Origin of the sequence: Planococcus sp. ISL-110, assembly GCF_018613575.1 — a bacterium.
Taxonomy (GTDB): domain Bacteria; phylum Bacillota; class Bacilli; order Bacillales_A; family Planococcaceae; genus Planococcus.
The window spans coordinates 304809-330931 of the sequence record NZ_JAGGPX010000011.1; the positions used below are offsets into that span (position 1 = coordinate 304809).

Consider the following 26123-nt stretch of genomic DNA (forward strand, 5'->3'; position numbering starts at 1 on the left):
ATTCACACCTCAAAATTGTCATTTATTATTTAATTCGGATACGTGGATCGACCAAACTTAAGATGATATCAGATAATAATGCCCCAATAATTGCTGCCAGTCCGAACAGTAGGACAAGAGCCGTCATTACGCTGTAATCACGCAAACTGATGGAGGAAAGGAACAACTCACCCATTCCTGGATAGCCGAAAATATTTTCGATGAATATGGTCCCGCCAATCAATCCAGTGATTTCGTAGCCGAAGAACGCTGCAATCGGCAGCAGGGAATTCCGCAATACATGGCGATTATAGACACGTGATTCGGAAGCGCCTTTGGCACGGGCCGTTACGATAAAATCCTTTTGTTTCGTATCGATGATCTCACTTCTCAAATACTGGACTGTTGAAACAGTCGTAATCAATGCCATCGACAATGCCGGCAATAATAAATGATTCAGCTTGCTGATGAAATATGCAAAGGTACCAGGTTCAGTGCCCGGAGCGACACTTCCGCTTGTTGGGAACCAGCCGAGCTGGAATCCGAAAACGAACAACATAACTAAAGCGAAAATAAATAATGGAGCTGCAAAACCAATGTACGTATATCCGGTGATGGCACGGTCCAACCATGTATCGTTGAAGCGTCCGCTGATGATTCCTAATGGAATGGCGATCAAGTAAGTCAGGATCAGGGTTGCCAATGACAACCACAAAGTATTGACCATGCGTTCGCCAATCAAATCAGATACGGGCATCTTAAAGCGGAACGACTGTCCGAAATCTCCTTGCAGTACCCCTTTGACCCAGTCTATATACTGTACATACCAGGGATTGTTCAATCCAAGGCGCTCTCGCATCGCTTCAATGGTTGCTGGATCAATGTTTGGATCGATCAACCCGGTCAATGCATCTCCAGGCATTGCCTGGGCTAATATGAATACCAAAATGCTTAAAACAATAATTTGTGGGATTGTTATGAGTGTTCTGCGTACAATTAATTTCCACATACCATTCAACCTCTCTCAGGCAACGCTACTTGATGGGTAGCTGAAATTGATTTTAACGAGAAAGGCAATCCTTTTTCATCAAAAAAGTCTTTTTCCAGCTTGTCATATTCAGATTTCACTAATTTGCGATTTTCGTAATGCATTTCCCGGTTGCGCGGGTTGCTATCCGGAATTGCCGCAATCAGCCGTTTGGTGTAAATATGCTGCGGGTTCGTGAAAATTTCTTCTGATGTGCCCTCTTCGACATATCGTCCTTTGTACATGATGCCGATGTGATCGCACATATGGCGGATGATGCCCAAGTCATGGCTGATGAATAAATACGTCAAGTTTAGCTCTTTTTGAATTTCCCGCATGAAGTTCAATACTTGAGCCTGTACGGAAACATCCAGGGCAGAGACAGGTTCATCCGCAATGATCAACTTTGGATTCAGCGCGATGGCACGGGCAATGCCGATCCGCTGCCGCTGTCCCCCTGAGAATTCGTGCGGATACTTATAAATGGCTTCAGGACTCAGCCCCACCAATTCCATCAATTCCTGAATCCGGATACGCTCTTCTTTTGGAGAAAGATTTTCATAATTGCGCAGCGGTTCAGCTACGATATCCGCCACCCGCTTTTTTGGATTCAGTGATGAAAACGGATCCTGGAAGATCATTTGGATATCTTTTCGTACATCTATATACTCTTTTTTGCTGACAGACGATAAATCTTTGCCTTCAAACATTACTTTTCCTGAAGTTATATCATTCAATCCAATTATTGCACGGCCTGTCGTAGTTTTTCCTGATCCTGATTCTCCAACAAGCCCGTAGGTCTGGCCTTGTTCAATGGAGAATGAGACACCATCCACTGCACGAACATGGTCTTTAACTGTCTGGAAAACTCCTCCACGTACTGGAAAGTGAACTTTCAGGTTTTCCACTTTAATTAGCGACATAATTGCACTCCTCCTCGGCTTGTTCTGGGAAGTAAAAGTCCTTGTAGCATGTGCAGCGCACATAATGGCCAGAACTAATTTCATGGAGTTCCGGTGATGCCTCGTGCACAGAATCTTTGATCCAAGGAATTCGCGAAGCGAATCGGCAGCCGGTTCTTGGCAAATTTTGAAGCGACGGCACAACACCCTCTATTACATGAAGGTCTTCCTTCACATCGTTCAATGTCGGTATTGAATTTAAAAGTGAACGTGTATACGGATGCTGTGGATTTTCCATTAATGTATAAACATCGGCAATCTCCACAATTTGCCCTGCGTACATGACCGCCACTCTATCGGCCATTTCCGCTACTACTCCCAAATCATGGGTAATGAGGATAATGCCGGCATGGATCGTCTCTTTCAATTCTTTAATCAAATCCAGAATCTGCGATTGGATCGTCACGTCCAGCGCAGTAGTCGGTTCATCAGCAATAAGCAGCTCGGGCTGATTTGAAATTGCCATCGCGATGACAATCCGCTGCCGCATTCCACCAGACAGTTCATGCGGATACTGATCATATGTTTTTTCAGGTCGGGGTATGCCAACCTGGTTCAGTAAATTAATGACCTGCTTTTTCCGCAGGCTCTTGGAGCTTTTCGGATTATGGAGGAAAATCGCTTCATCAATCTGGGCACCTACTACCATAAGTGGATTCAGCGCAGAAAGCGCATCCTGAAAAATCATCCCCATCTCATTTCCACGCAGCTTTTTCATTTGATTGGGGCTTGCTTGGACTAAATTATTGCCCTTGTAATTTATTTCCCCTTCAATTTTGGCTCTAGTGTGAAGTCCCATAATGGAAAACGCAAATGCACTTTTTCCGGAACCCGACTCACCTACAATCGCCAATACTTCATTCTTTTTGACTATTAACGAAACATTATCGACCGCTGCGTAATAATCATCTTTGATTCGAAAGGACGTTTTCAGATTTTTGATATCAAGCAAAACTTCACTCACATTTATCCCCCTCAACATTGAGCCAGTCATACGGCTGTCTTCTGGCCGCAACCGGCAGTTTTTACTCAAAAAAATTGAATCTTCAGATTTATATCCCCAGAAAAATAATGTAAAAAATGGAACCTTACACTTTTCCAAACAACTTACATAAGCCACTATATTTTTTTGGATAATAGTCTCTATTATTAATTTTATTACGATAAAATTACAAAGACAACATTATTTTTTATTTTTTGAATGATCAAGTTGCATGAATTTTTTTCATTATCAAAATCCTTGTACATCACCATTCTTTAGTCTAATTGGCTTTTAGGTATAAATACTTTTTTATTGCAAATCAGAATTACAGTATATATTATTCATATAATTTGTAGAATGGATCCAAATATTTAAATACTATTACCTCTTTAATTTAGAATACCATAAGATAGTTAATAATCGGAAAATTTTTTCAATTTTTATAAAATTATGGGTGTATCCCCTAATCATTTACTTTCAAGACAAATAAAAAATGGCCACCTGCAAGAATTGCAGGTGGCCATTTTCAACAATCGGACATTAAATTTTCTTGAATACTAAAGAAGCATTATGACCGCCAAATCCAAGTGAATTGCTCATCGCAAACTTAAGATCCGCTTTTCGCGCTTTATTTGGAACATAATCCAGATCACATTGTTCATCCGGCGTTTCATAATTAGTTGTCGGAGGCATGATGCCTTCCTGCAATGCCAAAGCTGTAAAGATCGCTTCAACTCCACCGGCTGCTCCAAGCAAATGGCCGGTCATGGATTTTGTCGAACTCATCCCCAGTTTATAGGCATGCTCGCCAAATACCGTTTTGACCGCCATTGTTTCGTATAAATCATTATACGGTGTGCTTGTTCCATGGGCGTTGATGTATCCGACTTCTGTCGTTTTAACACCTGCATCTGCCAAGGCTTGCGCCATTGCACGAGCTGCGCCTTCTCCGCCTTCAGCAGGAGCTGTAATATGATAAGCGTCTCCAGTTGAGCCGTAACCAACAACTTCTGCATAGATTTTAGCACCGCGCGCAATTGCATGCTCGTACTCTTCAAGGATAACGATTCCTGCCCCTTCACCGATAACAAAGCCATCCCGGTTTTTATCGAACGGGCGGGATGCTGTAGCTGCATCCGGATTTGTCGTCAATGCCGTATTGGCTGTAAATCCAGCAACGGACAATTGAGTGATCGGCGCTTCGGCTCCACCAGAAATCATAACATCCGCATCTCCGCGCTGAATGACTTTAAAGGCATCGCCAATTGAGTTTGTGCCTGAAGCACAGGCAGTCACCGAACATGAATTGATGGCTTTGGCACCAAAGTAAATCGAAACTTGACCTGATGCCATATCTGGAATGATCATTGGAATTAAGAATGGGCTGATGCGGCGAACGCCTCTTGTGTTTAGCACATTCATCTGATTTTCAATCGTCTCCATGCCACCGATACCTGAACCGATCCATACGCCTGTCCGCAACGCTGTGTTGTCGTCCAATTCAAGATCTGCGTCTTTCATGGCCATGATAGACGCAGCCAATGCATAATGCGTGAACCGATCCATTTTTCGTGCATCTTTCTTTTCAATATAATCTTCTATTGAAAAATCATCTACTTCTGCTGCAATTTTCGCTGAATACAGATCTGCATCCAATCTAGTTAAAGGACCGACTCCGGATTTACCACTTTTCACAGCTTCCCATGTCGTTTCGATATTATTTCCTAAAGGTGTTACAGCACCAATTCCTGTAATGACTACACGGCGATTTTCCATTCTATCTTCTTCCTTTCGCATACCTGATTATTTGCCCCACTTCATAGCAATCGCGCCCCATGTCAGGCCGCCGCCAAATCCGACCATAACGATGACATCGTCATCTTTTACACGGCCTTCCTCGATGTCTTCGACAAGAGAAATTGGGATCGATGCTGCTGAAGTATTGCCATACTTATGAATCGTTTTCGACATTTTTTCAATCGGAAGACCCAGGCGTTCTCGAGATGCTTCCATGATGCGAATATTCGCTTGATGAGGAATGAGAAAATCGACATCTTCTTTTTGTAATCCTGCTTTTTCGATAACGTTTATTGCTGACTCACCCATTTGGCGGACAGCAAACTTGAATACTTCTCTACCGTTCATCTGCAGATGGTCTTTCTCATCCTGGTAAAGGTGTTTCCCACCTGAACCGTCTGCACCAAGTTCAAAAGATAGGATTCCGCGGCCTTCAGATACTTTGCCGATTACTGCTGCTCCGGCGCCATCACCGAATAGGACAGCCGTGTTGCGGTCTTCCCAGTTGGTGATTTTTGATAACTTCTCAACACCAACAACCAAGACATATTTATAAACATCCGAATCGATGAATTGTTTTGCAGTGATAACTCCATACATGAACCCTGCACATGCAGCAGAAATGTCCATGGCGGCAGCGTTGACAGCCCCAATTTCCTGTTGAATTACACAAGACATCGATGGAAAAGGCTGATCAGGCGTAACTGTCGCCACTAAAATCAAACCGATTTCAGCAGGATCAATGCCAGCATCTTCAATCGCTTTTTTTGCAGCTTCCCGTGTCATATCGGAAGTATCCTGATCAGCTTTCGCAATCCGGCGTTCTTCTATGCCTGTCATAGTACGGATCCACTCGTCATTAGTATCCATGCGCTGTTCTAATTGAAAGTTCGTCAATCTGTCTTCTGGCAAGCATCTGCCCAAACCGATTATTCCAGCATTCATCTATTATCCCTCATTTCAATTGTCATCATATATTAGTACCTGGTGTTAATAATACGCCAACAAGTGCTTAATTTCAACTAACTGACATAATTCCGACAAAAAATCTTCATTCTCAACAATCTTTCTTTCTGTCTGTTAAGGCTTATGCTATGATTAATCTAGATATTCTATGTAGAGGTGAAACTAGATGCAATATATTGGAACTTTTTTATGGTCATTCTTATTGATTTCATTGGTCAATTACGTGGTAAGTGCAGTACAGAACGTACCTTTCGATTTCATGATCGGCGTTTACATCTCAGTCGGGGTTTCAGTTCTGATCTTTTTGATGTCAGCCGTTATCCCAGACGGACCAGCTCCTGAAAAGCATTAAAAAAAAAGAAGTGTAACCCGGAAATCCGGATTACGCTTCTTTTTTGTTGATGACGATTTGTTTATTGTCATCCATGGTCAATTCCAATTCCGTATTCGCGACAATTCCGCCTTTGATCAATTCGCGGGCAATATTAGTTTCAATATTGCGCTGGATAAACCGTTTTAACGGACGTGCTCCAAATACCGGATCGGTTCCAGCTTCTACAATATAATCGATGACTGAATCATCCACAGTCATCTTGATTTGCTGCTGACTGATGCGAGCAGCAAGTTCTGCAATCATCTTCTTGGTGATGCCATAGAAATGGGTATTATTGAGCGCATGGAAAATGACGATATCGTCGATGCGGTTCAAGAGCTCAGGTTTGAAGTGCTTGCGCAGTTCAGTCATGACGATATCCTCGATATCATGCTCACTGCTGGTATCGCTGATGTACGCAGATCCGATATTGGAAGTCATGATTACTACAGTGTTTGAGAAGTTGATCAATCGGCCCTGGCTATCAGTGATGCGGCCATCATCCAGAATCTGCAGCAGGATATTGGCAACATCAGGATGTGCTTTTTCGATTTCATCAAGCAGCACGACCGAGTAAGGGTTTCGGCGAACCGCTTCTGTCAGTTGCCCACCTTCCTCGTATCCGATATATCCTGGGGGCGCTCCGACCAAACGGGAAACACTGTGTTTCTCCATATATTCGGACATGTCGATACGGATAAAGTGATCTTCCGAGTCAAACAGGTTCGCCGCCAATGCTTTGGCCAATTCGGTTTTACCGACACCCGTCGGTCCAAGGAAAATGAACGAACCAATCGGCTTCCGCTCGTCTTTGATGCCGGCGCGTGCTCTCCACACCGCTTCAGTCACCAATTCGACCGCTTTGTCCTGACCGATTACGCGCTCTTTCAAGGTCTCCCCTAAACGCAATAGCTTCTCCCGCTCGCCTTCCACCAATTTCGTCACCGGAATTCCAGTCCATCTTGCCACAATTCCGGCAATCTCTTCTTCGGTGACTTCTTCACGCAATAAGCGTTCAGCACCTTCTTTTTCCAGTTCTGCTTCCAGCCCCAGTAATTCTTTTTCCAGTTCTGGAATTTTGCCATGCTGCAGAACAGCGGCCGCATTCAAGTCATAACGGTTCTCCGCATCCTCCAGCTGACGGCGAAACTGATCCAACTTCTCACGCTTTTCCTGAATTTTTTTCAATGACTCTTTTTCTTCAGTCCACTGGTTTTTCATGCCAGCAGAAGAGTCTCGCAGCTCATCGATTTCTTTCCGCAGGGTTTCCAGCCTTGTTTTACTCGCTACATCTTTTTCTTTCATCAGTGCCTGCTCTTCAATTTCCAGCTGCATGAGGCGGCGCGTCACTTCGTCCAGCTCCTGCGGCATCGAGTCGATTTCTGTACGGATCATTGCACAAGCTTCATCGATCAAGTCGATTGCTTTGTCCGGCAAAAAGCGCTCTGTGATATAGCGGTCCGACATCGCAGCAGCAGCTACAATCGCCCGGTCATGTATACGGACAGCATGGTGCAGTTCAAAGCGTTCTTTCAAACCGCGTAAAATGGACACTGTATCCTCCACCGAAGGCTCTCGTACCATAACCTGCTGGAAACGGCGTTCCAAGGCTGGATCTTTTTCAATATGCATCCGATACTCATCCAATGTGGTCGCTCCGATGCAATACAGTTCCCCCCGTGCAAGCATCGGCTTCAGCATATTTCCTGCATCCATTGCCCCTTCCGTTTTTCCGGCTCCGACAATGGTATGAATTTCATCAATAAACAAGATGATTTGGCCTTCACTGTCTTTAACTTGCTTCAAAACGCCTTTCAAGCGCTCTTCAAATTCACCGCGGTACTTGGCTCCGGCAATCAATGCGCTCATGTCGAGTTCATAGATGGTCCGGTTTTTCAGGCCTTCCGGAACATCATTGCGGACGATCCGCTGTGCCAGCCCTTCGACAATCGCCGTCTTACCAACTCCAGGTTCTCCGATCAATACTGGATTGTTCTTTGTTTTCCGTGACAGGATACGTATGACATTGCGGATTTCCTGGTCTCTGCCGATGACCGGATCCATTTTTCCTGATTGTGCCTGTTCTACCATATTGCGGCCAAACTGCTCCAATGGGGATTTTTGCTCTGTGTTATTTGGGGATTGAACCATACCAACCACACCTCTCAATTAGTTTGACTATCTTTGACTAATTAGATTATAGTCAAATTCTCAGAAATAAGCAATTATAAAGGCCCTGAATTTTTTGTGTTTGAGAATCTATATATTAGTTAAAGAAATCGCTTCAAGCGCCGGCAGTGTCTTTCAGATGTCGCTGCATTGCTGCAGAAGAGCATGCCACAAAATAATTTTTTCAACACAAAAAATCCTTTCCGGAATATATTCCAGAAAGGATTTTCGCGTATTGATTATCGGACGCCAAGCGCCATTTTTGCATAACGTGACATATGGTCTTTGCCCCATACTGGCGTCCAGACGATTTTAACATCGACTTCTTCCACTTCAGGCAGCTCATACAAAGCAGCTTTGACCATTTCTACAATTTGAGGTCCCATTGGGCATCCCATCGACGTTAACGTCATGGTTACTACCGCAAAGCCGTCTTCTGTCACCATTACATCATATACAAGCCCGAGATTGACAATGTCAACGCCCAATTCGGGATCGATTACTGTTTCCAACGCACCCATCATGCTGTCTTTCATATCTTGATCCATTCAAAATCCCTCCCTTTATAGTAGTACCATCTTATCAAACTTTGAGTAGAATTGAAATCTACACGCTTAATCAGTCAGGTGTTTCGCGAGCCATTGTGTCGCTTCAAGCATTCCTTTTCGGCTTACTGCATGTCCCGCTTCCCTTTCACGGGTAAATACAATTTTTTCAGGTGCTGCTTCATATTGATTTTCGAGGTTTTTGAACAAGCGGTAAGTCGGTTCAAACGGCACGGTCACATCTTGTTCGCCATGCCAGAAATAGATCGGGCGTCCATTGAATTTCGGCTGGTTCCGTTCGCTGTCAAAAATAGCTAAAGTCGCAAGCATCCGCTCCCGTTCTGCCGCACTGATTGGCAGCTGGAAGCCTCTCGATTCATATTGCGCCATCTGTGCCTGTGCCAGTTCCACGTAGTTTCCGGCGCCCATCATGACGGCCGCGGCTTTGATCCACGGATAAACCGCCATCGCGCCCAAGGTGGTGATTCCACCCATGGAAGTTCCGCCTACTCCCGGTTCCCCGGCGACCAATCCCCGCCTATGCAATTCTTTGTGCAGAAATGCCAGCTCTTCAATTGATGTCAGCACGATTTCCCAAAACCGCAGACTTATTTGAACTTCATCCAATCCTTCATTTCGTTCCCCGTGAAGAAGCGCATCCGGCAAAATCACCCGCAACCCTTTTTCAGCCAATTGATAAGCGTAATGCAAATTATGCTCTTTGGCGCTCATATGACCATGAAGAAAAACAACTGTCGGCAATGCCGCTTCCGCATCTTGATCCGGAGTTATATGAAGCAAGGGAATATGCCCCCAAATTTGTCGTTGCACTCTCAATTGAAATCACTTCCTTCGCCATTAATCGTACCAATCTTCCAGATATCCAGCAAACACCAATCTTCTTCCAATTAAAGTCTTTTGATTTCCTCAAGATTTTTTGACGAATCCCTTGTTTTATCGCTACACTAGTAATATATAGAAAGGAGACGGCTATTTTATGAAACAGCATTTAATCGTTCTTGATTTGGATGGAACCCTATTAACCGACCAGAAAGTCATTTCACCAAAAACAAAACTAACCTTAAATAAAGCACTAGAAGCAGGGCATGAGGTGATGATTGCAACCGGCCGGCCTTATCGTTCAAGCGAAACCTATTACAAGGAATTAGGATTAACAACGCCGATCGTTAACTTTAACGGTGCGTTTGTCCATCACCCTGCCAATCGGCATTGGGGCACGCATCACACACCGATCGGATTGGACGTTGTGCACGAAGTGGTGGAATCAATGCATGACTATGATTTCCACAATATTGTCGCCGAAGTCCTGGACGATGTTTACGTTCATCACCATGATGAAAAACTGATGGATATTTTCCGCTTCGGAGATCCTACCATCACAACAGGGGATTTGCGTAATTATTTGAAGACTGATCCGACGTCCATTTTGATCCACGCTCCTTATGAGCGGGTACAGGAAATCCACGATCATCTGTCTTCCGTCCATGCCGAAGTGATCGACCACCGCCGCTGGGGAGCTCCCTGGCATGTTATTGAAATTGTTAAAAGCGGCATGAGCAAGGCTGTCGGATTGGACCGAGTTTCCAAGTCTCTTGGCATTCCGAGGGAGAATATCATCGCTTTCGGAGACGAAGACAACGACCTTGAAATGATTGATTTTGCAGGAATCGGTGTGGCCATGGGCAATGCCATAAGTCCTTTAAAAAATATTGCCAATGAAATCACCTTAACCAATAACGACGACGGCATCGCTGAAATGCTGATTGACCGATTGAAACTGTAAATAATAAAAGGGGGATTACTTATGAGATTATTCGCTGACAGCGCATCGGATCTGCCAAAGGATTTTTTTGAAAACGAGGAAGTCGTTCTGTTCCCGCTCCGCGTCCACATTGGAGACCAGGATTTTGAAGACATAAGAGGTATTCAGTCTATTAAAGTATTCGATACGATCCGTGCAGGCAACCACCCAAAAACATCCCAGGTTTCACCCGAGGAAATGCTGAGTGCTTTTGAGCAGCTGGCAAAAGACGACGATGAAGGCTATTACATCGCCTTTTCTTCTGAACTTTCCGGCACTTACAGCACAGCGGTAATGGTGGCGGATCAGGTACGTGAAGAATACCCAGACATGAAACTGACGATACTGGACTCGAAAGCTGCCTCCCTCGGCTATGGACTGTTGGTGAAAAAAGCTGCCGCAATGCGCAACGCGGGACAACCGCTGGAAAAAATCATTGAAAAGATCCGGTTTATGGCCGATCATCTGGAGAGCCTCTTTACCGTTGAGGACCTGGATTATATGGCAAAAGGCGGACGCATCTCCAAAGGCAGCGCCTTTGTAGGCGGATTATTGAACATCAAACCATTGCTTCACGTAGAAGACGGCAAGTTGGTGCCGATTGAAAAACTGCGTGGACGCAAGAAAGTCATCAAGCGCATGATTGAATTGATGAAAGAACGCGGTACGCAATTAGATCAGCAGACAATTGCCATCAGCCATGGCGATGACGAAGAGTTTGCTAACGTCCTGAAACAGGAAATCGAGGAGAACTTCCATCCTCAAAAAATTGAGATCCATATGATCGGTTCTGTCATTGCAGCACATACGGGGCCTGGAACTTTGGCTTTATTCTTCTTCAATAAGATTAACTAGGAGCTGATGGGACTTTGAAAAAAATAGTTATCATAGGTGCAGTAGGCGGCGGCGCAACAGCCGCTGGCCAAGTCCGGTTCTATGATCCGGATGCACGCATCACTGTATTCGATCGCGATTCAACGATGTCCTATGCGGCATGCGGAACACCGTACGTCATTGGCGATGTGATTGAAGACGAACGTTCAATCATCATGACAGATCCTGAGAGTTTCAAGAAAAAGCGTGATATTGATGTTAAATTGCGCCATGAAGTGCTGGAAATCGACAGAGAAGCTAAAACAGTCCTGGTCCAAAATATGGGAAATGGGGAACAATTCAAAGAGCCTTACGATGCGTTGATCTTGGCTCCAGGCGGTTCTGCCATCGTTCCTGAAGTTGAAGGATTGGATACTTCAAAGGTTTTCACTTTGCGCAATTATGAAGATATGCAGCGGATTGACCAATTCATCAAAACTCAGCATCCTAAAAACTGCGTGGTATCAGGAGGCGGATTCATCGGTCTTGAAATGGCCGAAAACCTGAAAAATATCGGCTTGGACGTTACCTTGGTACATAAATCTGCGGCCATCATGTCTATTTTAGATCTCGATATTTCACTGATCATCGAAAAAGAACTGGCCGTCCAGGGCGTTAAATTGCTTACTGGAACTGCGATTGAAAAAACCCAAGGCAAAACCATCAAGCTGACGAATGGCATTGAATTGGAGGCCGATTTCATTATCATGAGTATCGGGTTGAGGCCCAATACCGGTCTTGCCGTTAAATCCGGCCTGAAGATTGGGGAAACCGGAGGCATTCAAACCAACGAATATATGCTGACCAATGACCCGTCGATTTATGCAATTGGGGATGCTTCAGAGAATTTTGATATGGTGACAGGGGATCCAAAGAGAGTCCCGCTTGCCTCTCCAGCCCATCGTCAGGCATTTATCGCAGCACGCCATTTAACCGGGGACAAAATAGCGAAAAAAGGATTGCTCGGTACTTCTGTACTGAAGATTTTCTCGTTGACCGCTGCCATGACCGGGTTGAATGAACAGGCCATTAAAGACAAAAATCTGCAATCAGCTACGGTCATCCACACCGGCAACTCGAATGCGGGTTATTACCCTGAACATTCAAAACTCACTTTAAAGGTCCATTATGATCCACAGACCCGAAAAATTCTAGGAGCGCAATGCATCGGCGGCAAAGGCGTCGATAAGCGAATCGATGTCATTGTTACAGCCATCTATGGCGGGTTGACAGTCGATGATTTGCAGGCACTGGAGCTCTGCTATGCCCCTCCCTATTCTTCACCAAAAGATCCAATCAATATGATTGGCTATAAGACCATCGATAATTGACCACAACATCAAAACAGGCAAAGAAAAAGCAATTCGCTTTTTCTTTGCCTGTTTTATTATGAGAACCTATTGTACCGTTTTTCCACTTGCTTTTTGTTTCGCTGCGTCTGCTTTGCGTTGCTTGCCTTTGCGCCAAACAACCCACAGGAACAGCATGAACACGACATACATGATGGCAAGTGTCGCAATATAGGCGGAGTTAAGTTTCGTCTCTTCGATCACATGGAAAACTTCTGCAATTTCACGGTCCTGCGTCACACGGTAGTCCCCGTTGTCTTCCTGGCGGACAATATCGCTCTCGAACAACCCGCGCAATTCCTGTCCGTCACCAATGGCGTCAGCAGACAGGTTGATGTTCTTTGTCGAAGAAGAATTATTGATGGCGATAATCCATGTTTCTTCGTCATTGGAACGTTTGTAGAGCAACCAGCCATCTTCGTCATGCAGTATTTCCAATTCACCTGTCCGCAACGCTTCAGACGAATTGCGCAACGACGTCAAGTCTGTGATGTGGTTTACCAGTTCTTTATCTACAGCCAAATCCAAAATTTGATGAGATTCAGGCAGCTCGGTTCCGTTCATTGCTGATTCTGAACCATACTGGACAACCGGAATGCCTGGCATTGTCAATAATTGGGTCAGCAACAGCGTCCAACGTGTCGGCGGAAATCCATTCTCCTCAACAACATCCGCTGTAAACCGGGACCCTATCAAAGAATCCACTTGAATCAGTTTGTCTTTACTTTCTTCCATTACAGAAGAAATATCCGTCAAATCCTGGTCGAAATTCTTGTATGCAGCACGCAAGGTTTCTTCTACGCCAGGCAGTACCACGGCATCAAATCCAGGTGTCTCATCCATTTCCCGATCACTTAGGATATAGCTATCCCGAACGTCTTTAATAGCTTCAGAAAATTCCAGGATAAAGGAAGGATCCAGTTGATCTGCATTCTGCAGCCGGAAACCATCAATGTTGTAAGTCCCACTAAATTCGGCAAACGTAGAAATCAGCGCTTCCTGAACCTCAGCATTTGCTGTGTCCAAAGCCAGGCTGCCGTCTTCATTTTCCGTAAACCATTCGGGGTTTTCGGCTGCCCACACATGATCTTCACTTACTTGCTGCGTGGGAATATCCACAATTACTTTCATGTCCTGATCATGGATTCCAGCTACCAATGTCTCAAATTCTTCTTCTGTCCCAAAATGGCGTTCAAATTTGGTATAGTCCAAGACTCTTTTTCCATCATATGTAGCTGTCGAAAATACAGGTCCTATTGAAAGAGCAGTAAAGCCCATTTCTTTCACAAATAATAGTTCACTGGCCATGCCATCAAAATCACCCCCGCTGAAACTTGCAGGGTCCAAAGCATTCACTTCATAATCATTGTTGATCTTTTTGTTGAAATAACGGTCAACCAGCACATCATAGATGAGCTCATCTTTAAGTTCACGCTCGTCTGCAGCAAATGCTGGATTGACAAGTGCCAGCAGCAACATACTTATTATGATGCTTGAAATCCATTTTGCCTTCAATCTGAAATCCTCCTTCAATGAGGTTTTTATTGCGTTCCACTCGGTTAATTTTATCAAACTACAGCTACCGCCGCCATGTTAAGTTAAGTTTTCAGCACCGACTTGCCGGAGTTTCGTCTAAACTGTGAAAATCCCGAAGAGCTAGGTACTGAAATTGGACACTCGAGTGGCTTATGACCTGAAGAGTTGGGCTTTGGGTTCTGGACATCAAATGAAGCGCTATAAACTATACCTTCTCAAAATACGAAAAAGGCAGGTGCTGAGTGCACCTGCCTGCTTTCCTTAAAAGAAATCCATACCGATCGGCAACATAAATCCGATGAATGTTGTTGCGAATAAGAATACCGCAAACAACACCCAGAACATAGTAACCGGTTTTTGTTTTTTCGAACGGACCAAAACCATCTCCATCATTCCGATTGTCAAAACACCTAATAGGAATTTGATGCCGTACAGCATCGAATCTGAAGCAGACCATTCGATGAACAACGTAAGTCCTGTGATAATGATCAAAATGTAGAACAACCGCAATACCATATGCAGGATTTTACGCCCTTTGCTGTCGCGCTGCATAAATGCCGCAATCAGGAACAAAACGACTGCAATAACCCATGTTGTGATGTGTAAATGTGTAGTCTGTGTAAAAATATCCAAAAGCTCACCTCTTCTAATAAAGTCCTTTCCAGTTTATCATAAATCGGACGTAAGAAAGAGGGCAGATCTTATGACAAATGTGTGACGAGTGTACCGATGGATTCAACTGACACTTTGATGGTGTCCCCTGCTTTCAGGAATTTAGGTGGATGGAAGCCTTTTCCAACTCCAGCGGGTGTGCCGGTTAGCAGAACATCTCCTGGTTCAAGTTCAACATATTTTGATACTTCTGCTACAAGGTCATCCACACGGCGGATCATATTTTCCGTGTTGCCGTTTTGGCGCACTTCATCATTGACTTTTGTCACAATCGACAAATTCTGTGATTGTGGGATTTCATCTTTTGTCACGATATAAGGCCCCAATGGGCATGAGCCCGGCAGGCTTTTCCCAAGAAAGTACTGCTGGTGCTTTTCCTGCAGGTCCCGTGCAGTCAAGTCATTTGCGATCGTGTAGCCAAAAACATAGTCATAAGCCATCTGCTTCGGTATCTTGTGGCCAGCTTTTCCAATGATGACAGCAAGTTCCCCTTCGTAATCATAAGAATCGGTCACATCATTGTGAACAGAAACAGTTTCGCCGTCCGCTGAAATACAGGTCGGTGACTTGGTGAAAACCACCAAATCTACAGGAGCTTCTCCGCCCATCTCTTTTGCATGATCCGCATAATTCTTTCCGATGCAGATAATATTTTTAGGTGTTCTTGAAATCGGAGCTAACCATTCAATTTCTGAAAAAGAGTGTTTGAATTCTTCAGAGCGGTCAGACTGGACAGCGGCTTCCGTCAGTTTACGAATCTGTTCGATAAACTCCAGTCCTTGCGGAATTCCTTCGATCAATTGTGCAGGAAATGCAGGCAGAACTTCTAATTGCTGTTGAATAGCAACCAGATCCCAAACAGCTTCTTCCTTTTTAACCTTTGGTCCGAATCCTTCTTTTCCTTCGTAGCGAAATGATAACAGCTTCATTCGTCAAACACTCCTTTTCTTTGATTGAATTCATTATACACACTCAGGGTTTTGAATTGTTAGTTTTTTCGAAATTATTTCCGTATGTCCATTTTCTCCAAACAATTTCAAGTGGTCCCCGTGAAAATTTCTCAAACCAAAGTTCCGCAAAAATCAGCTGAACTACGAAAATTCCGAGGGCAATCAACGTGCCTGTCAGCAGATCCACTTGCCCGTAAAGACCGAAGCCGTACGAATAAAAAATCAGTGTAGCTAAAACAGATTGGCTAATATAGGTCGTCAGCGACATCCGTCCCACTTTAGCCACCGGAGACAACAGCTTCTGGAGGCTGTTTTTTTGGGCCAGCAACGCAATTACAGCTGCATAGCCGATTGCTACAAGCGGCCCCCCGAATATATCCTGCAGATAAACAAAAGCATAATTCGGCTCAAACAGGAACGGAGCAGATTTCAACAGCAAACCGATCAGCAGTGGACCAACAGCCAAAAACAGCCAAAGTTTGCGCTTTTCCTGCGTCCGCTCAATCAGCCGCCATTTGGCTGCAGCCGCTCCGACCATCAGAAATGGCAAGATGGTAGCAATCAGGATAATGTAGTTGGCCAAATTATTGCTGTAGGTCCAATCTGCTAAACGCTGGCTGAAGATTTCCGCAAAACTGCCTGATTGGTAGGATTGGATTGAGCTTTCAATTTCCATGTACCCCACATAAAGATTGGGATCCGCGGCAGCTGCTATAAACATGATGGCTAATAAAAGCACATGCGGAACTGCATAGATGATGGCTGCAAAGCCCATCAGCCAGCTAGACGGCAGCCGAATCATACCAATCAGCAAAAAGCCCATGATGGCGTAAGTGATCAGAATATCCCCATACCAGATCAAAAAGGCATGGATGATGCCGAACAGCAACAACACCGTTAATCGTCTGACGGCTATTGGCATAAAGGGACGCTGCTTAGCTTCTGCGCGCATAAATTGCATCGCCAGTCCGTAGCCGAACAGCATGGCAAACAAAGGATAGAAACTGGCTTGGATGAATATATCGATAAACAGGTACGTTCCTTCATTCACATTTCCATCAAACCATTTATAGGGATCGATATAGGAAAGAGGAGAGTGAAAAGCCAGCATATTGATGATCAATATGCCAAAAAGCGAGAACCCTCTCATTAAATCGATCGCTTTTACTCGTTCATTTGTAGAAACCGGCTGTAAGTTCAAAATAATCCTCCTAGATTTTCACTTCTTGGCTTGCTGCAAACAAATACAGCAGCCGTTCTTTGAGCGGAATGCGAAGAATCGCTTCAACGGCTTCCTGATAGACAGCCAGCTGAACCCCATAGCGCTTGGCCATTTCCGTCTGGACATTGTTGATATGCGATACCCGGTCGGTCTTATAATCGAGCAGCACCCAGCCATCCGCTTCCTCAAACAGGCAATCGACGATTCCCTGGATGATTTGATGGTCTCCGTCTGCATCCGCTTTGGCGTATGTAAACGGAACTTCCCGCTTGATGTTCTTCGCTGCACGAAGACGCGCCGCGGTTTCGCTGGCATAAAAGCGTTCGACTTCTTCAATCTCCACAGCTTTTCCTTCGTCAGGCGACAGGATTTCCATTCCCACCAATGTGTCGATGAATTTTTTTATTTCAACGGAATCCATCGTTCGATCGAGTGGAATGTGCTGCATGACCGCATGGACAGCCGTCCCGACATCAGCTGCGGATAACCGTTTGTCCATCATGAAATCCGGACGGTGCAGCAGCATTTTTCTTTCAGGCTTTGCCGTTTGAATGAAGGATTCAGGTTCATCCAGGCGCTGCAGCATCTGCAGCCGTTTCATTTCTGACACCGATTGTTTGGAGCGCTTCTCAACTGCTTCTTGATGCGGGTATTGATAATTGAAACGGTCATTGACAAGCTGCTGATAATCTTCATTCGAGTCGTCGCCTTTCAGCAACTCATCCAAATTCACCACTCCTGGAAGCAACGACTGGGATTCAATGATTTCAATATGGAATCGGGAAGAGTGATCGAGAATATTGCCATTGACATTTAACTGTCCTGCGGCGTCCGGATGTCTTGCAACGGCCGGGCCAATCCAATCCAAATAGCCTTTAGCCCGCGACCGCATGAAATCCGGAAGCCGGACATCATTTGTACCGACTTTCCATTTTTCAAAGAGCTTATCGACGTCTTTTACAGAAGCTGTTAAATACAGCCGCTCTTTTGCCCGCGTCATGGCTACGTACAACACCCGCATCTCTTCCGCTTTCATCTGCAGCTGCTTCATTTCCTTGACCGCCAAGAAAGGCAGGGACGTGTATTCAATTCTCGTGTCAGGATTGACCGCCTTGACGGCCAATCCATAATCCTGATCGAACAGATAAGATTTTCGGAAATCCATTTCATTAAAGGAGCGGCCGGTACCGGCAAAGAAAACCACTGGAAACTCAAGGCCCTTTGACTTGTGGACAGTCATGAGCCGAACGACATTTTCTTTTTCGCTGAGCGATTTGGCTGTGCCGAGATCGTCGCCCCGCTCACGCATCCGGTCGATGAAACGCAAGAAGCGGAACAAGCCACGGAAAGAAGTTTTTTCGTATTCCAGCGCCCGGTCGTGCAACGCACGCAAATTGGCCTGCCGCTGCTTGCCATTTGTCATGGCGCCTGCCATCTCATAATAATTCGTGTCCAGATAGACCTGCCAAATCAGCTCCGCCAGCGATCCCCGTCGAGCCTGATTGCGCCATCCCTCCAGCTGGAGAATAAAGCGCTGCAGCTTTTCAGCCGCGGCAGGATCAATTCCTGACCCGGCGCGCATAAAGGTTTTCACTGCTTCGTAAAACGAGGCTTGGGGTGCCGCTAAACGGATTTCAGCCAGTTCATTTTCCTTTAATCCGATAAAGGGTGCACGCAAAACGGAAGCCAGTGGAATGTCCTGGTACGGATTATCGATGACGCGCAGCGTATTGAGCATGATCATCACTTCAAGTGCATCAAAATAGCCACCGGTCAACTCGGCATATAATGGAATGCCAGCCATTTTGAATTCGTCCACAAAATCCCCCGACCATGTCATGGAACGCATCAAGACGACGACATCCCGGTATTCCAGTTTGCGCTGCTGCTGTGTCCAGGGATCGTTGACAAGCATTTCCTGGTCCATCATTTCTTTGATTTTCTTTGCAATAAAGCGCGCTTCCCATTGGGATTTCACCAGGTCCTCATCCAACACTTCCTCTTCAGTTTCCGGCTCATGGATCAAAGCCAACTCAATCGGAATCTGCTGCTCCGGATAAGGGGCCTTGGCTTTTAACGCCGCAGCTTCATCATAATCGATTTCCCCAACCCGTTCGCCCATGATCTGCGAGAAGATATAGTTGGTGCCATCCAGTATTTCTTTGCGGCTCCTGAAATTCGCATTCAAATCAATGCGCAGCCCCGCACCTTCTGCATCATGGCGAAAGCGGGAATACTTTCCTAAAAAAAGCATCGGTTCAGCAAGTCGGAATCGGTAAATCGATTGCTTGACGTCGCCCACCATAAACAGATTGCCGTCGTGTTCGTCTCCGGACTTCACTAGCTTCAAAATGGTTTCCTGAAGCAGATTGGTATCCTGGTATTCATCCACCAGCACTTCCTTAAAACGATCCTGGTATTCTTTGGAAATGGCGGAAGGTTCTCCTCCATCCGATAAGATCTCCAGCGCATAATGCTCCAAATCAGAGAAATCAACCAATGCCCGGTCGATCTTCAGCGCTTTGTATTGATCGGCAAAATCCTGTGTCAGCTCCACTAAGGTCTTCATCATGGGTGCCATTTCGCGCATCTCATCAAGAAGCCGCTTAGGAGAGCGGGTGAAATAGGCATCAAAGAGGCCACTGACGATTTTCTTCACTTCATTTCGCATAGCCTTCGCTTCTTCTGCAAGACCAGGGGCGCACGAGTCTTTACGGATACTGGCCGCCTTTTCCCATTTGAATGACTTCGAAAAAGCATAAAGCTTGTCCCAGGAAGCTTCGAGTGACAGGATGGCGGTCTTGATCACTTCTGCATCTGTCTTGAAGGTATCTTCCAGCAAGGCTGGACCATCCGGCTGCAGCGCCAATTGAAGGCCTTCCTGCGTGAGCTGCAAGGCTTCCTCCAAAGCATGGCGTATCGTCAGTTTCAAGTCACCGATAAACGGCAGCTCGTCGATGGCGGCAGATGCCGGCACATCGTATAAGGCCGGTACCTGCTGCAGCCATCTCTCCGGGTCAGGGTGAACACGCGAATAATCGTAAAGCTTGCTAAGCAGCACTTCCATCGCCTGGTCGCTTCGGTCGGAAGTAAAACTGTCCGCCAGCCGGTATACCGCGCCCGCTCCTTCTCCCTCGTAAGCTGTTTCAAGAACCGCTTCGAGGACGTCGTCCCGCAGCAAAGCTGCTTCTGTCTCTCCTGCAATCCGGAATCCCGGATCAATCTCAAGCAAATAAGCGTATTGTTTTACCACCTGCAGACAAAAAGAATGCAGTGTCGAGATTTGGGCTTTATTGATCAAACGCAATTGTTTTCTCAGATGGTTCGATTCAGGATTTTCTGCTACCGCTTTTTCCAATGCATTCGACATGCGATGCCGCATCTCAGCAGCTGATGCATTGGTGAAGGTAACGACCAGAAGTTCATCCACTGAAATGGGGTCTTCTTCAGCCAGCACCTTTTCAATCATACGATTGATCAAGACAGCTGTTTTTCCTGAACCGGCTGCCGCTGACACAAGCATATCCTGGCCTTTTGCCCAAATCGCCAGCCATTGTTCATCGGTCCATGTGGCATCAATCGGTTTTTTCGGTATCATCGTCAGCGGTCTCCTTTCTGATCAACTCCACGGCCTTATCCGGTGATAAAGCCGGGAGTTTGCGATAGCTTTGTTCCGGATCTGCCGGGTCGAATTGGCATACAGAACGATAGGAACAAAATTGGCAAGGCGTATCTTCCTTCACTTTATAAGGGGTGATGCTGGTATTGCCTTCCAAAATGCCATTGCCGGCATGCTGGTGCTTGCCGCGGACAAATCGGCGGATGGCCTGCATATCCTCTTTGACTACTGTTTTTGACTGGGAAGCGGACACTGAACCACTTTTATTGAGCCTTACCGGTATGACGTTGGAATAGCCATCAATCCCATCATCCATGGCCTGGATCACCTCAGGATCTTCGACGACCAAGCCGTTCATTTTAAATGACTTAGCCATTTCTTCTTCCAGTTCTTCGGTTGTCATCAATTTGGTCAGCTTCAGCATCGGATTGTGCATATGGAAATACAGCACACCAGCCGGTTCCGCACTCTCCCCAAGCCAACGGTCCGAGTGGGTCAATGCCACATCCAGATACGTGAACGTCTGCAGAGACAAGCCGTGATAGACATTGCTGAGGTCGAGCCCTTGTTTGGATGATTTGTAGTCGACAACGCGCAAATACGGTTTGCCGTGGATTTCAGTCGAATCGATTCGGTCAATACGGCCGCGGACATTCATTTTGCGCCCCTTGTCCAACGGAATGTCGAGCGGAGGAATCGTTTCTTGCGGTCCAAAACCGACTTCCAAAGCCACTGGTACAAATCCCGAAACTTTGGCATGCTTGCTGAGCATAAACGCGGTCTGGCGGATGATGCCCTCCAATTTGTGCTGGATATAGCGATAGCGGTGAGAACTGATCAGAATATGATTGACGAAATAAGGCGATAACTGCTCGATTGCTTCTTTGGCCAGATTCTGGCATTGCGTACGGGTCAGCGATGACCAGGACACCCCAAGCCTCAAAACTTCGTCTGAAATCCATTTGATCGCCGCATGGAACAGGTCTCCCATTGCAGGAGCCGCTAATTTATACTGGCTGCGTTCTTCAAGGCGCAGGCCATAGGTGACGTAATGCGCAAATGGGCAGCTATAATAGGTTTCAACCCGTGAAACGCTGGATGAAATTGGAGAGCCATACAAGGGCTCGGTAATGTCTTGACGCAGTGGATCCGCTGTATTTGGCTTAATCGGCGCTAAAATCCGCTCAATGACAGAAGACCAAAACGGATCTTCCCGGTAATAGTTCAAAACGGCACGCCACTCGGCCGTCAAGTCCCCGCCGCGGATCTGCGAAGTCAAATAAGCCAGGGTCGCCCGGGGATGCGAAATATAAGCCATTGGCGATCTATCCAGCAGCTCTTCAGGGTCGATGACTGCAGGAATTAAATCGATTGACAGCATATCCTTCAATTTTTGGATATAAAGGGAAGGCAGCAGCGCTTTTCCTTCCTCATCTGCAATCGGAAACGACACAGTCAGCAACTCCGAGGCGGAGGTAAAGGCCTTGTAGACCATGTAGGTTTCATCCATTAAACGCATTTTCGACGTCGGGGCCAATTCAAAGCCAATTTGTGCAAACCAGTCACGGTCCGTATCGGTTAGAATCCCTTCTTGCTCGATTCGTTTTGGCAATATGCCATCATTGGCACCGATGACGAATACTGACTTGATGTCCATTAAACGCGCCAAATCGATTTTAGACACCGTCACTTGGTCCAACGAAGGCGGAATCCGTGAAAACTCCAGCGTTTCAAACCCTTCGTCCAAAATTTTGACAGCTGTGGCCAAATTGATTTCTTTGTCCCCAAACATCAGCACAAATTGATCCAGTACACCGACCCATTGGTTCCAGGCCTGTTCATGTTCAGTAGCTGCCAATAGGCGATGCTCGTTTTCTTCACGTTCCCTCAAAGCCTGGATTTTTGCGTAAACATCCATTTTCTCGATGAATAGGAACAAGGCTTCCGCGATATCTCTTCCGGTTTTGCCGAGTTTCAGCTGTTCTTTTAATTGGGCTAACGGCTCTCTGATCAAATCACGGACCGCATGAAGTTCCATTTGTGCAGCCAATTCTTCGTCCGTTTGTATAGAGGTATGAAATTCCAAGCCGCGGTATTTCTTATAGAACCAGCGCTTTTCCTCAAACCAGCGCTCGCCGTATATGCCATTGGCTATGACGAAGTTTTCCAGCACATCGCTTCGCTCCCGCCATTTGGAGACAGGCCCTAACGGAAAAAACAGATCTGTCTTGACTGCCCGAAAAACAGATTCGTAGGAATAATTGGAGACAACGGCTTCAAGGACCGAACGGCTGAATTCAATCAACGGATGATGGAGCATCGATTTTTTCTGGCTGATGAAATACGGAATTTCATATTGCGGAAATATGGTGTTGATCAGCTCGTCATAAATTTCAGGCTGCCGGTAAAGGATCGCGATTTCATTATAGCGAAGGCCATTTCTCGCTTGGTCTCTTATATTCCGAGCCACAGCATGCATTTCTGCTCTTCTGTTCGATGACTCGACGAGGGACACATGGCCCTGGCCTTGAATTTTCCTGATCGGATAATCATCGAAATGACGTTCAATATGTTCCAGTTCCGGATGCACAAATCGGCGCGGCAAATCGAGGTACACCGGACTTTCAATCTCGATGCCCTCTTTGGCTGCCTGTTCGCTCAATCGGCGGGCCGTATTGGCAGATTGATAGAACAGGGCCTGCTCGTCGTTCGGATCTGTCCGCTCATCCATCGGAAGCGCAATGGTCACCGATTTGGCATGCTTCATCAATTCAAAGAGAATTTCATACTCCCTGGCAGTGAATGTCACAAATCCATCGATATAGATAGTCGCCGATTTGACTAAATCAGAGTAAGGAACTTTCTCACTCAGAAGGGCTAAATGGCCTTCTGAGTCAACAAACACTTTGCCAAGACGGTTTTCAATCTGCGTCAGGATCAATTCCAGATCTTCCGCTTTGTCGAGCAGCGTTTTGGGCGCCCCCGCTTCCGTTAAGGAAGAGCGGATCAAACTCAATTCCCCGCAGTCCACACAATAACGGGCGAATTCCTTTACCAATTGTTCAATTTGGTCTGTAAAGCCACGCTTTCCGGCTGCTCTGCGAAACAATTGAAAATCTTCACGATGCTCTTCCAGCAGGCTGCGGATCAGCATCCGGTAACCGAAGGTGTCGACTTCTTTCCTGCTGATGCCCCCGACTTCCTGCAGAACACGCCACGCAAGCCGCTTAAAGGTGACAGCCTGTGCCCGGATCATGCCATTCATGCCATAGGCGGCAGCAAGTCGATACTCTGTGGAAAACGACATCTGGTCAGGTACGATGAGAAAAATCGGCTCTCCGTCCGCCTGCCGTTTTAGCTCATCCACTATTTTTTCCTGGACAAAGCGAGTTTTCCCCGCCCCCGCTCTGCCATATACAATGCGTAAAGACACATGACCACTCCCTCGAATAAGAACGTTTGTTCTAATTATACAATTATCAATAGTTGAACGCCATCCAATAATCTTTTATTATCTCTGCTTTTCACGTTCTTCTTTTGCCAAACGGAAATCTGCTTCCACTTTTTTATTTAGTCGCTTCTCAAGAATTTTACCGATTACATACAGCAAGATGATCACCAGGACGACAATCGCTGTCCGTACCGGCTGGGTAAAAAGAGCACGCAGATCATAGCCCACAAAGGAAATTGTGAACACCATGACGAATTTCCCAGCCATGACCGTTAACAGGTAATAGTGTCTGCGGATATTCGACAAGCCTGCAACCAGGTTGACCAGGGCTGACGGTGTAAAAGGCAGGCATAACAACAAGAACAACGGACCAAATCCATTTCGTTCCACCCAGTGAATCAGTTTTTGCACTTTTTCATGCCTTGTCATGAAGTTCATGAAACGTGCCCGGCCGTACTTGCGGATTACTAGAAACACCGCATACGCACCTAGGACTGAACCACTCCAGGATAGTAAGAAGCCAAGCCACAGCCCATAGGCCGTTGCATTGGCAAAAACAAAGACAAATAGTGGCAAGAACGGCAAGAATGCTTCAATGAACGGCAGCAGGAAACCGATCAACGGACCAAAAGCCCGATAGGACTGCGTCAATTCAACAATTTTCTCCATGGAAAAAAAATCCAACATAAGCTCAGTCCTTTGATATGATTATTTTTAATAATGCTCTCCAAAATTAAAAAGCTTTTATGATATGCTATTATAATTACTTTACACTCTTTCACTGAGTTTGGAAAAGGAATACCTATACATAAGGAGCGAGAAAAATGGACGGACGCGAATTTTCTGCCGGGATAAAGGCTGGAACCAGTATAGCAATCGGCTATTTCCCAATAGCATTGACCTTCGGTTTGTTGGCTAAAACCACTGGACTTTCCCTGCTGGAAGCCACAGCTATGAGCATTTTTGTTTATGCAGGTGCAGCACAATACATTTCATTATCCCTTATAACTGCAGGTGTGGCACCGGCGGTTATCGTTTTAAACACTTTTATCGTCAACATCCGCCATTTTCTTATGACGGCCGCACTCAATGAAAAGATGCAACCGGATGACCGCTGGAAAAAAGCACTTTACGCTTTCGGAATCACAGATGAATCTTTTTCAGTATTGGCTACTCAAAAAGGCAATAAACTAAGCACCGCTTTTGCAGTAGGTGTTATCGTTATCGCATACGGCAGCTGGATTGTCTTTACAGCTGTCGGCCATTTAATCGGTGCCAACTTGCCTCAATTTCTTCAGGCTTCCATGTCGATTGCGCTGTACGCCATGTTTGTCGGGCTATTGATGCCATCGATGCGCGGCAATCGAAAAGTGGTCAGCCTGGCTTTAATTGCCGGACTGATCAACTCCTTCTTTTATTTTACTGGCTGGCTGTCGACAGGATGGGCTATCATGGCTTCGACTTTGGCTTCCGCTATTTTCATTGAATGGGTTTCCCGGAAAGGTGTGAAAGCATAATGGGTTCCTGGTATTGGTGGATGATACTTGGCATGGCCGTGGTGACCTATATTCCCCGCGCCATTCCACTGACATTTCTGGAAGGCCGGGAATTGCCTGAAGCGGTTCAAAATGTCCTGCGGAATATTCCGTACGCCGTTTTAGGCGCGCTGATTTTTCCAGCGATCTTTTTTATCCAGGAAAACATCTGGTTCGGCATAATTGGCGCCATTGCAGCATTCGGCATCGCTTTTACAGGCGCCAATGTGATGATCGTTGTCCTCGGCTCTATCGCAGTGCTGGCAATATTCAGTGTATTCATATAAAGTTAAG

At 45.9% G+C, this 26123-nt stretch carries 21 protein-coding genes; 6 read left to right on the forward strand and 15 right to left on the reverse strand.

Annotated elements, in window-relative coordinates; all coding sequences use genetic code 11:
- Positions 1 to 25 precede the first annotated feature (25 nt).
- The 5 genes from opp4B to J7I83_RS07370 all read right to left on the reverse strand — a co-directional run bounded on the left by opp4B (position 26) and on the right by J7I83_RS07370 (position 5692).
- Positions 26 to 988, reverse strand: a complete 963-nt coding sequence (opp4B, locus tag J7I83_RS07350; protein ID WP_215100034.1) for an oligopeptide ABC transporter permease — start codon at positions 986 to 988, stop codon at positions 26 to 28.
- A 5-nt stretch (positions 989 to 993) separates the two neighbouring features.
- Positions 994 to 1929, reverse strand: coding sequence for an ABC transporter ATP-binding protein (locus tag J7I83_RS07355; RefSeq protein WP_251047500.1), 936 nt, complete (start codon positions 1927 to 1929; stop codon positions 994 to 996).
- A complete protein-coding gene (locus J7I83_RS07360; RefSeq protein WP_353048237.1) occupies positions 1916 to 2932 on the reverse strand; it encodes an ABC transporter ATP-binding protein in 1017 nt (338 codons plus the stop codon). Before J7I83_RS07360 ends, J7I83_RS07355 begins: the two co-directional genes overlap by 14 nt.
- Before the next feature lie 558 nt (positions 2933 to 3490).
- Complete coding sequence (fabF, locus tag J7I83_RS07365; RefSeq protein ID WP_215100035.1) at positions 3491 to 4726, reverse strand: beta-ketoacyl-ACP synthase II; 1236 nt, start codon at positions 4724 to 4726, stop codon at positions 3491 to 3493.
- 27 nt (positions 4727 to 4753) lie between these two features.
- The gene (locus tag J7I83_RS07370) at positions 4754 to 5692 is read right to left on the reverse strand and encodes a beta-ketoacyl-ACP synthase III (RefSeq protein WP_215100036.1); all 939 of its coding nucleotides are present in this window, start codon (positions 5690 to 5692) and stop codon (positions 4754 to 4756) included.
- Between the two features lie 187 nt (positions 5693 to 5879).
- Between J7I83_RS07370 and J7I83_RS07375 the strand changes: the two genes are divergently transcribed.
- The gene (locus J7I83_RS07375; protein ID WP_215100037.1) at positions 5880 to 6065 is read left to right on the forward strand and encodes a YjzD family protein; all 186 of its coding nucleotides are present in this window, start codon (positions 5880 to 5882) and stop codon (positions 6063 to 6065) included.
- Between the two features lie 30 nt (positions 6066 to 6095).
- Here J7I83_RS07375 and J7I83_RS07380 read toward each other — a convergent pair whose 3' ends face one another.
- From J7I83_RS07380 to J7I83_RS07390, 3 genes are all read right to left on the reverse strand, one after another.
- The gene (locus J7I83_RS07380) at positions 6096 to 8237 is read right to left on the reverse strand and encodes an ATP-dependent Clp protease ATP-binding subunit (RefSeq protein ID WP_215100038.1); all 2142 of its coding nucleotides are present in this window, start codon (positions 8235 to 8237) and stop codon (positions 6096 to 6098) included.
- 257 nt (positions 8238 to 8494) lie between these two features.
- Positions 8495 to 8803, reverse strand: a complete 309-nt coding sequence (locus tag J7I83_RS07385) for a metal-sulfur cluster assembly factor (RefSeq protein ID WP_215100039.1) — start codon at positions 8801 to 8803, stop codon at positions 8495 to 8497.
- A 66-nt stretch (positions 8804 to 8869) separates the two neighbouring features.
- The gene (locus J7I83_RS07390; RefSeq protein ID WP_215100040.1) at positions 8870 to 9637 is read right to left on the reverse strand and encodes a prolyl oligopeptidase family serine peptidase; all 768 of its coding nucleotides are present in this window, start codon (positions 9635 to 9637) and stop codon (positions 8870 to 8872) included.
- 160 nt (positions 9638 to 9797) lie between these two features.
- On the opposite strand from J7I83_RS07390, the gene J7I83_RS07395 reads away from it, so the two are divergent.
- Genes J7I83_RS07395 through J7I83_RS07405 form a run of 3 tightly spaced genes read left to right on the forward strand, consistent with a single transcriptional unit; the run spans position 9798 to position 12826 of the window.
- Positions 9798 to 10604, forward strand: a complete 807-nt coding sequence (locus J7I83_RS07395) for a Cof-type HAD-IIB family hydrolase (RefSeq protein WP_215100041.1) — start codon at positions 9798 to 9800, stop codon at positions 10602 to 10604.
- A gap of 21 nt (positions 10605 to 10625) precedes the next feature.
- Positions 10626 to 11477 carry a DegV family protein gene (locus J7I83_RS07400; protein ID WP_215100042.1) on the forward strand — a complete coding sequence of 284 codons (852 nt, stop codon included), beginning with the start codon at positions 10626 to 10628 and terminating at the stop codon, positions 11475 to 11477.
- 14 nt (positions 11478 to 11491) lie between these two features.
- The gene (locus tag J7I83_RS07405) at positions 11492 to 12826 is read left to right on the forward strand and encodes a CoA-disulfide reductase (RefSeq protein ID WP_215100043.1); all 1335 of its coding nucleotides are present in this window, start codon (positions 11492 to 11494) and stop codon (positions 12824 to 12826) included.
- A 66-nt stretch (positions 12827 to 12892) separates the two neighbouring features.
- Here J7I83_RS07405 and J7I83_RS07410 read toward each other — a convergent pair whose 3' ends face one another.
- The 7 genes from J7I83_RS07410 to J7I83_RS07440 all read right to left on the reverse strand — a co-directional run bounded on the left by J7I83_RS07410 (position 12893) and on the right by J7I83_RS07440 (position 24963).
- A complete protein-coding gene (locus tag J7I83_RS07410) occupies positions 12893 to 14359 on the reverse strand; it encodes an alpha-amylase family glycosyl hydrolase (RefSeq protein WP_215100044.1) in 1467 nt (488 codons plus the stop codon).
- Between the two features lie 282 nt (positions 14360 to 14641).
- Entirely contained in the window at positions 14642 to 15013 is a 372-nt protein-coding gene (locus J7I83_RS07415) for a YisL family protein (RefSeq protein WP_215100045.1), read from the reverse strand.
- Between the two features lie 68 nt (positions 15014 to 15081).
- Positions 15082 to 15981, reverse strand: a complete 900-nt coding sequence (locus J7I83_RS07420; RefSeq protein WP_215100046.1) for a fumarylacetoacetate hydrolase family protein — start codon at positions 15979 to 15981, stop codon at positions 15082 to 15084.
- Between the two features lie 43 nt (positions 15982 to 16024).
- Entirely contained in the window at positions 16025 to 17203 is a 1179-nt protein-coding gene (locus J7I83_RS07425; RefSeq protein ID WP_215100047.1) for a DUF418 domain-containing protein, read from the reverse strand.
- A gap of 10 nt (positions 17204 to 17213) precedes the next feature.
- Positions 17214 to 20822, reverse strand: coding sequence for a helicase-exonuclease AddAB subunit AddA (gene addA / locus J7I83_RS07430; RefSeq protein WP_215100048.1), 3609 nt, complete (start codon positions 20820 to 20822; stop codon positions 17214 to 17216).
- Positions 20800 to 24276: a helicase-exonuclease AddAB subunit AddB gene (gene addB, locus J7I83_RS07435; RefSeq protein ID WP_215100049.1), complete on the reverse strand. Its 3477-nt coding sequence runs from the start codon at positions 24274 to 24276 to the stop codon at positions 20800 to 20802. The genes addA and addB overlap by 23 nt, the downstream gene beginning before the upstream one ends.
- Positions 24277 to 24354: 78 nt before the next feature.
- On the reverse strand, positions 24355 to 24963 hold the full coding sequence (locus J7I83_RS07440) for a TVP38/TMEM64 family protein (RefSeq protein ID WP_215100050.1): 609 nt from the start codon (positions 24961 to 24963) through the stop codon (positions 24355 to 24357).
- Between the two features lie 155 nt (positions 24964 to 25118).
- Here J7I83_RS07440 and J7I83_RS07445 point away from each other — a divergent pair, with 155 nt between their 5' ends.
- Both J7I83_RS07445 and J7I83_RS07450 read left to right on the forward strand, forming a co-directional pair.
- Positions 25119 to 25811 carry an AzlC family ABC transporter permease gene (locus J7I83_RS07445; RefSeq protein WP_215100051.1) on the forward strand — a complete coding sequence of 231 codons (693 nt, stop codon included), beginning with the start codon at positions 25119 to 25121 and terminating at the stop codon, positions 25809 to 25811.
- The gene (locus J7I83_RS07450; RefSeq protein ID WP_215100052.1) at positions 25811 to 26116 is read left to right on the forward strand and encodes an AzlD domain-containing protein; all 306 of its coding nucleotides are present in this window, start codon (positions 25811 to 25813) and stop codon (positions 26114 to 26116) included. The genes J7I83_RS07445 and J7I83_RS07450 overlap by 1 nt, the downstream gene beginning before the upstream one ends.
- Positions 26117 to 26123: the final 7 nt, after the last annotated feature.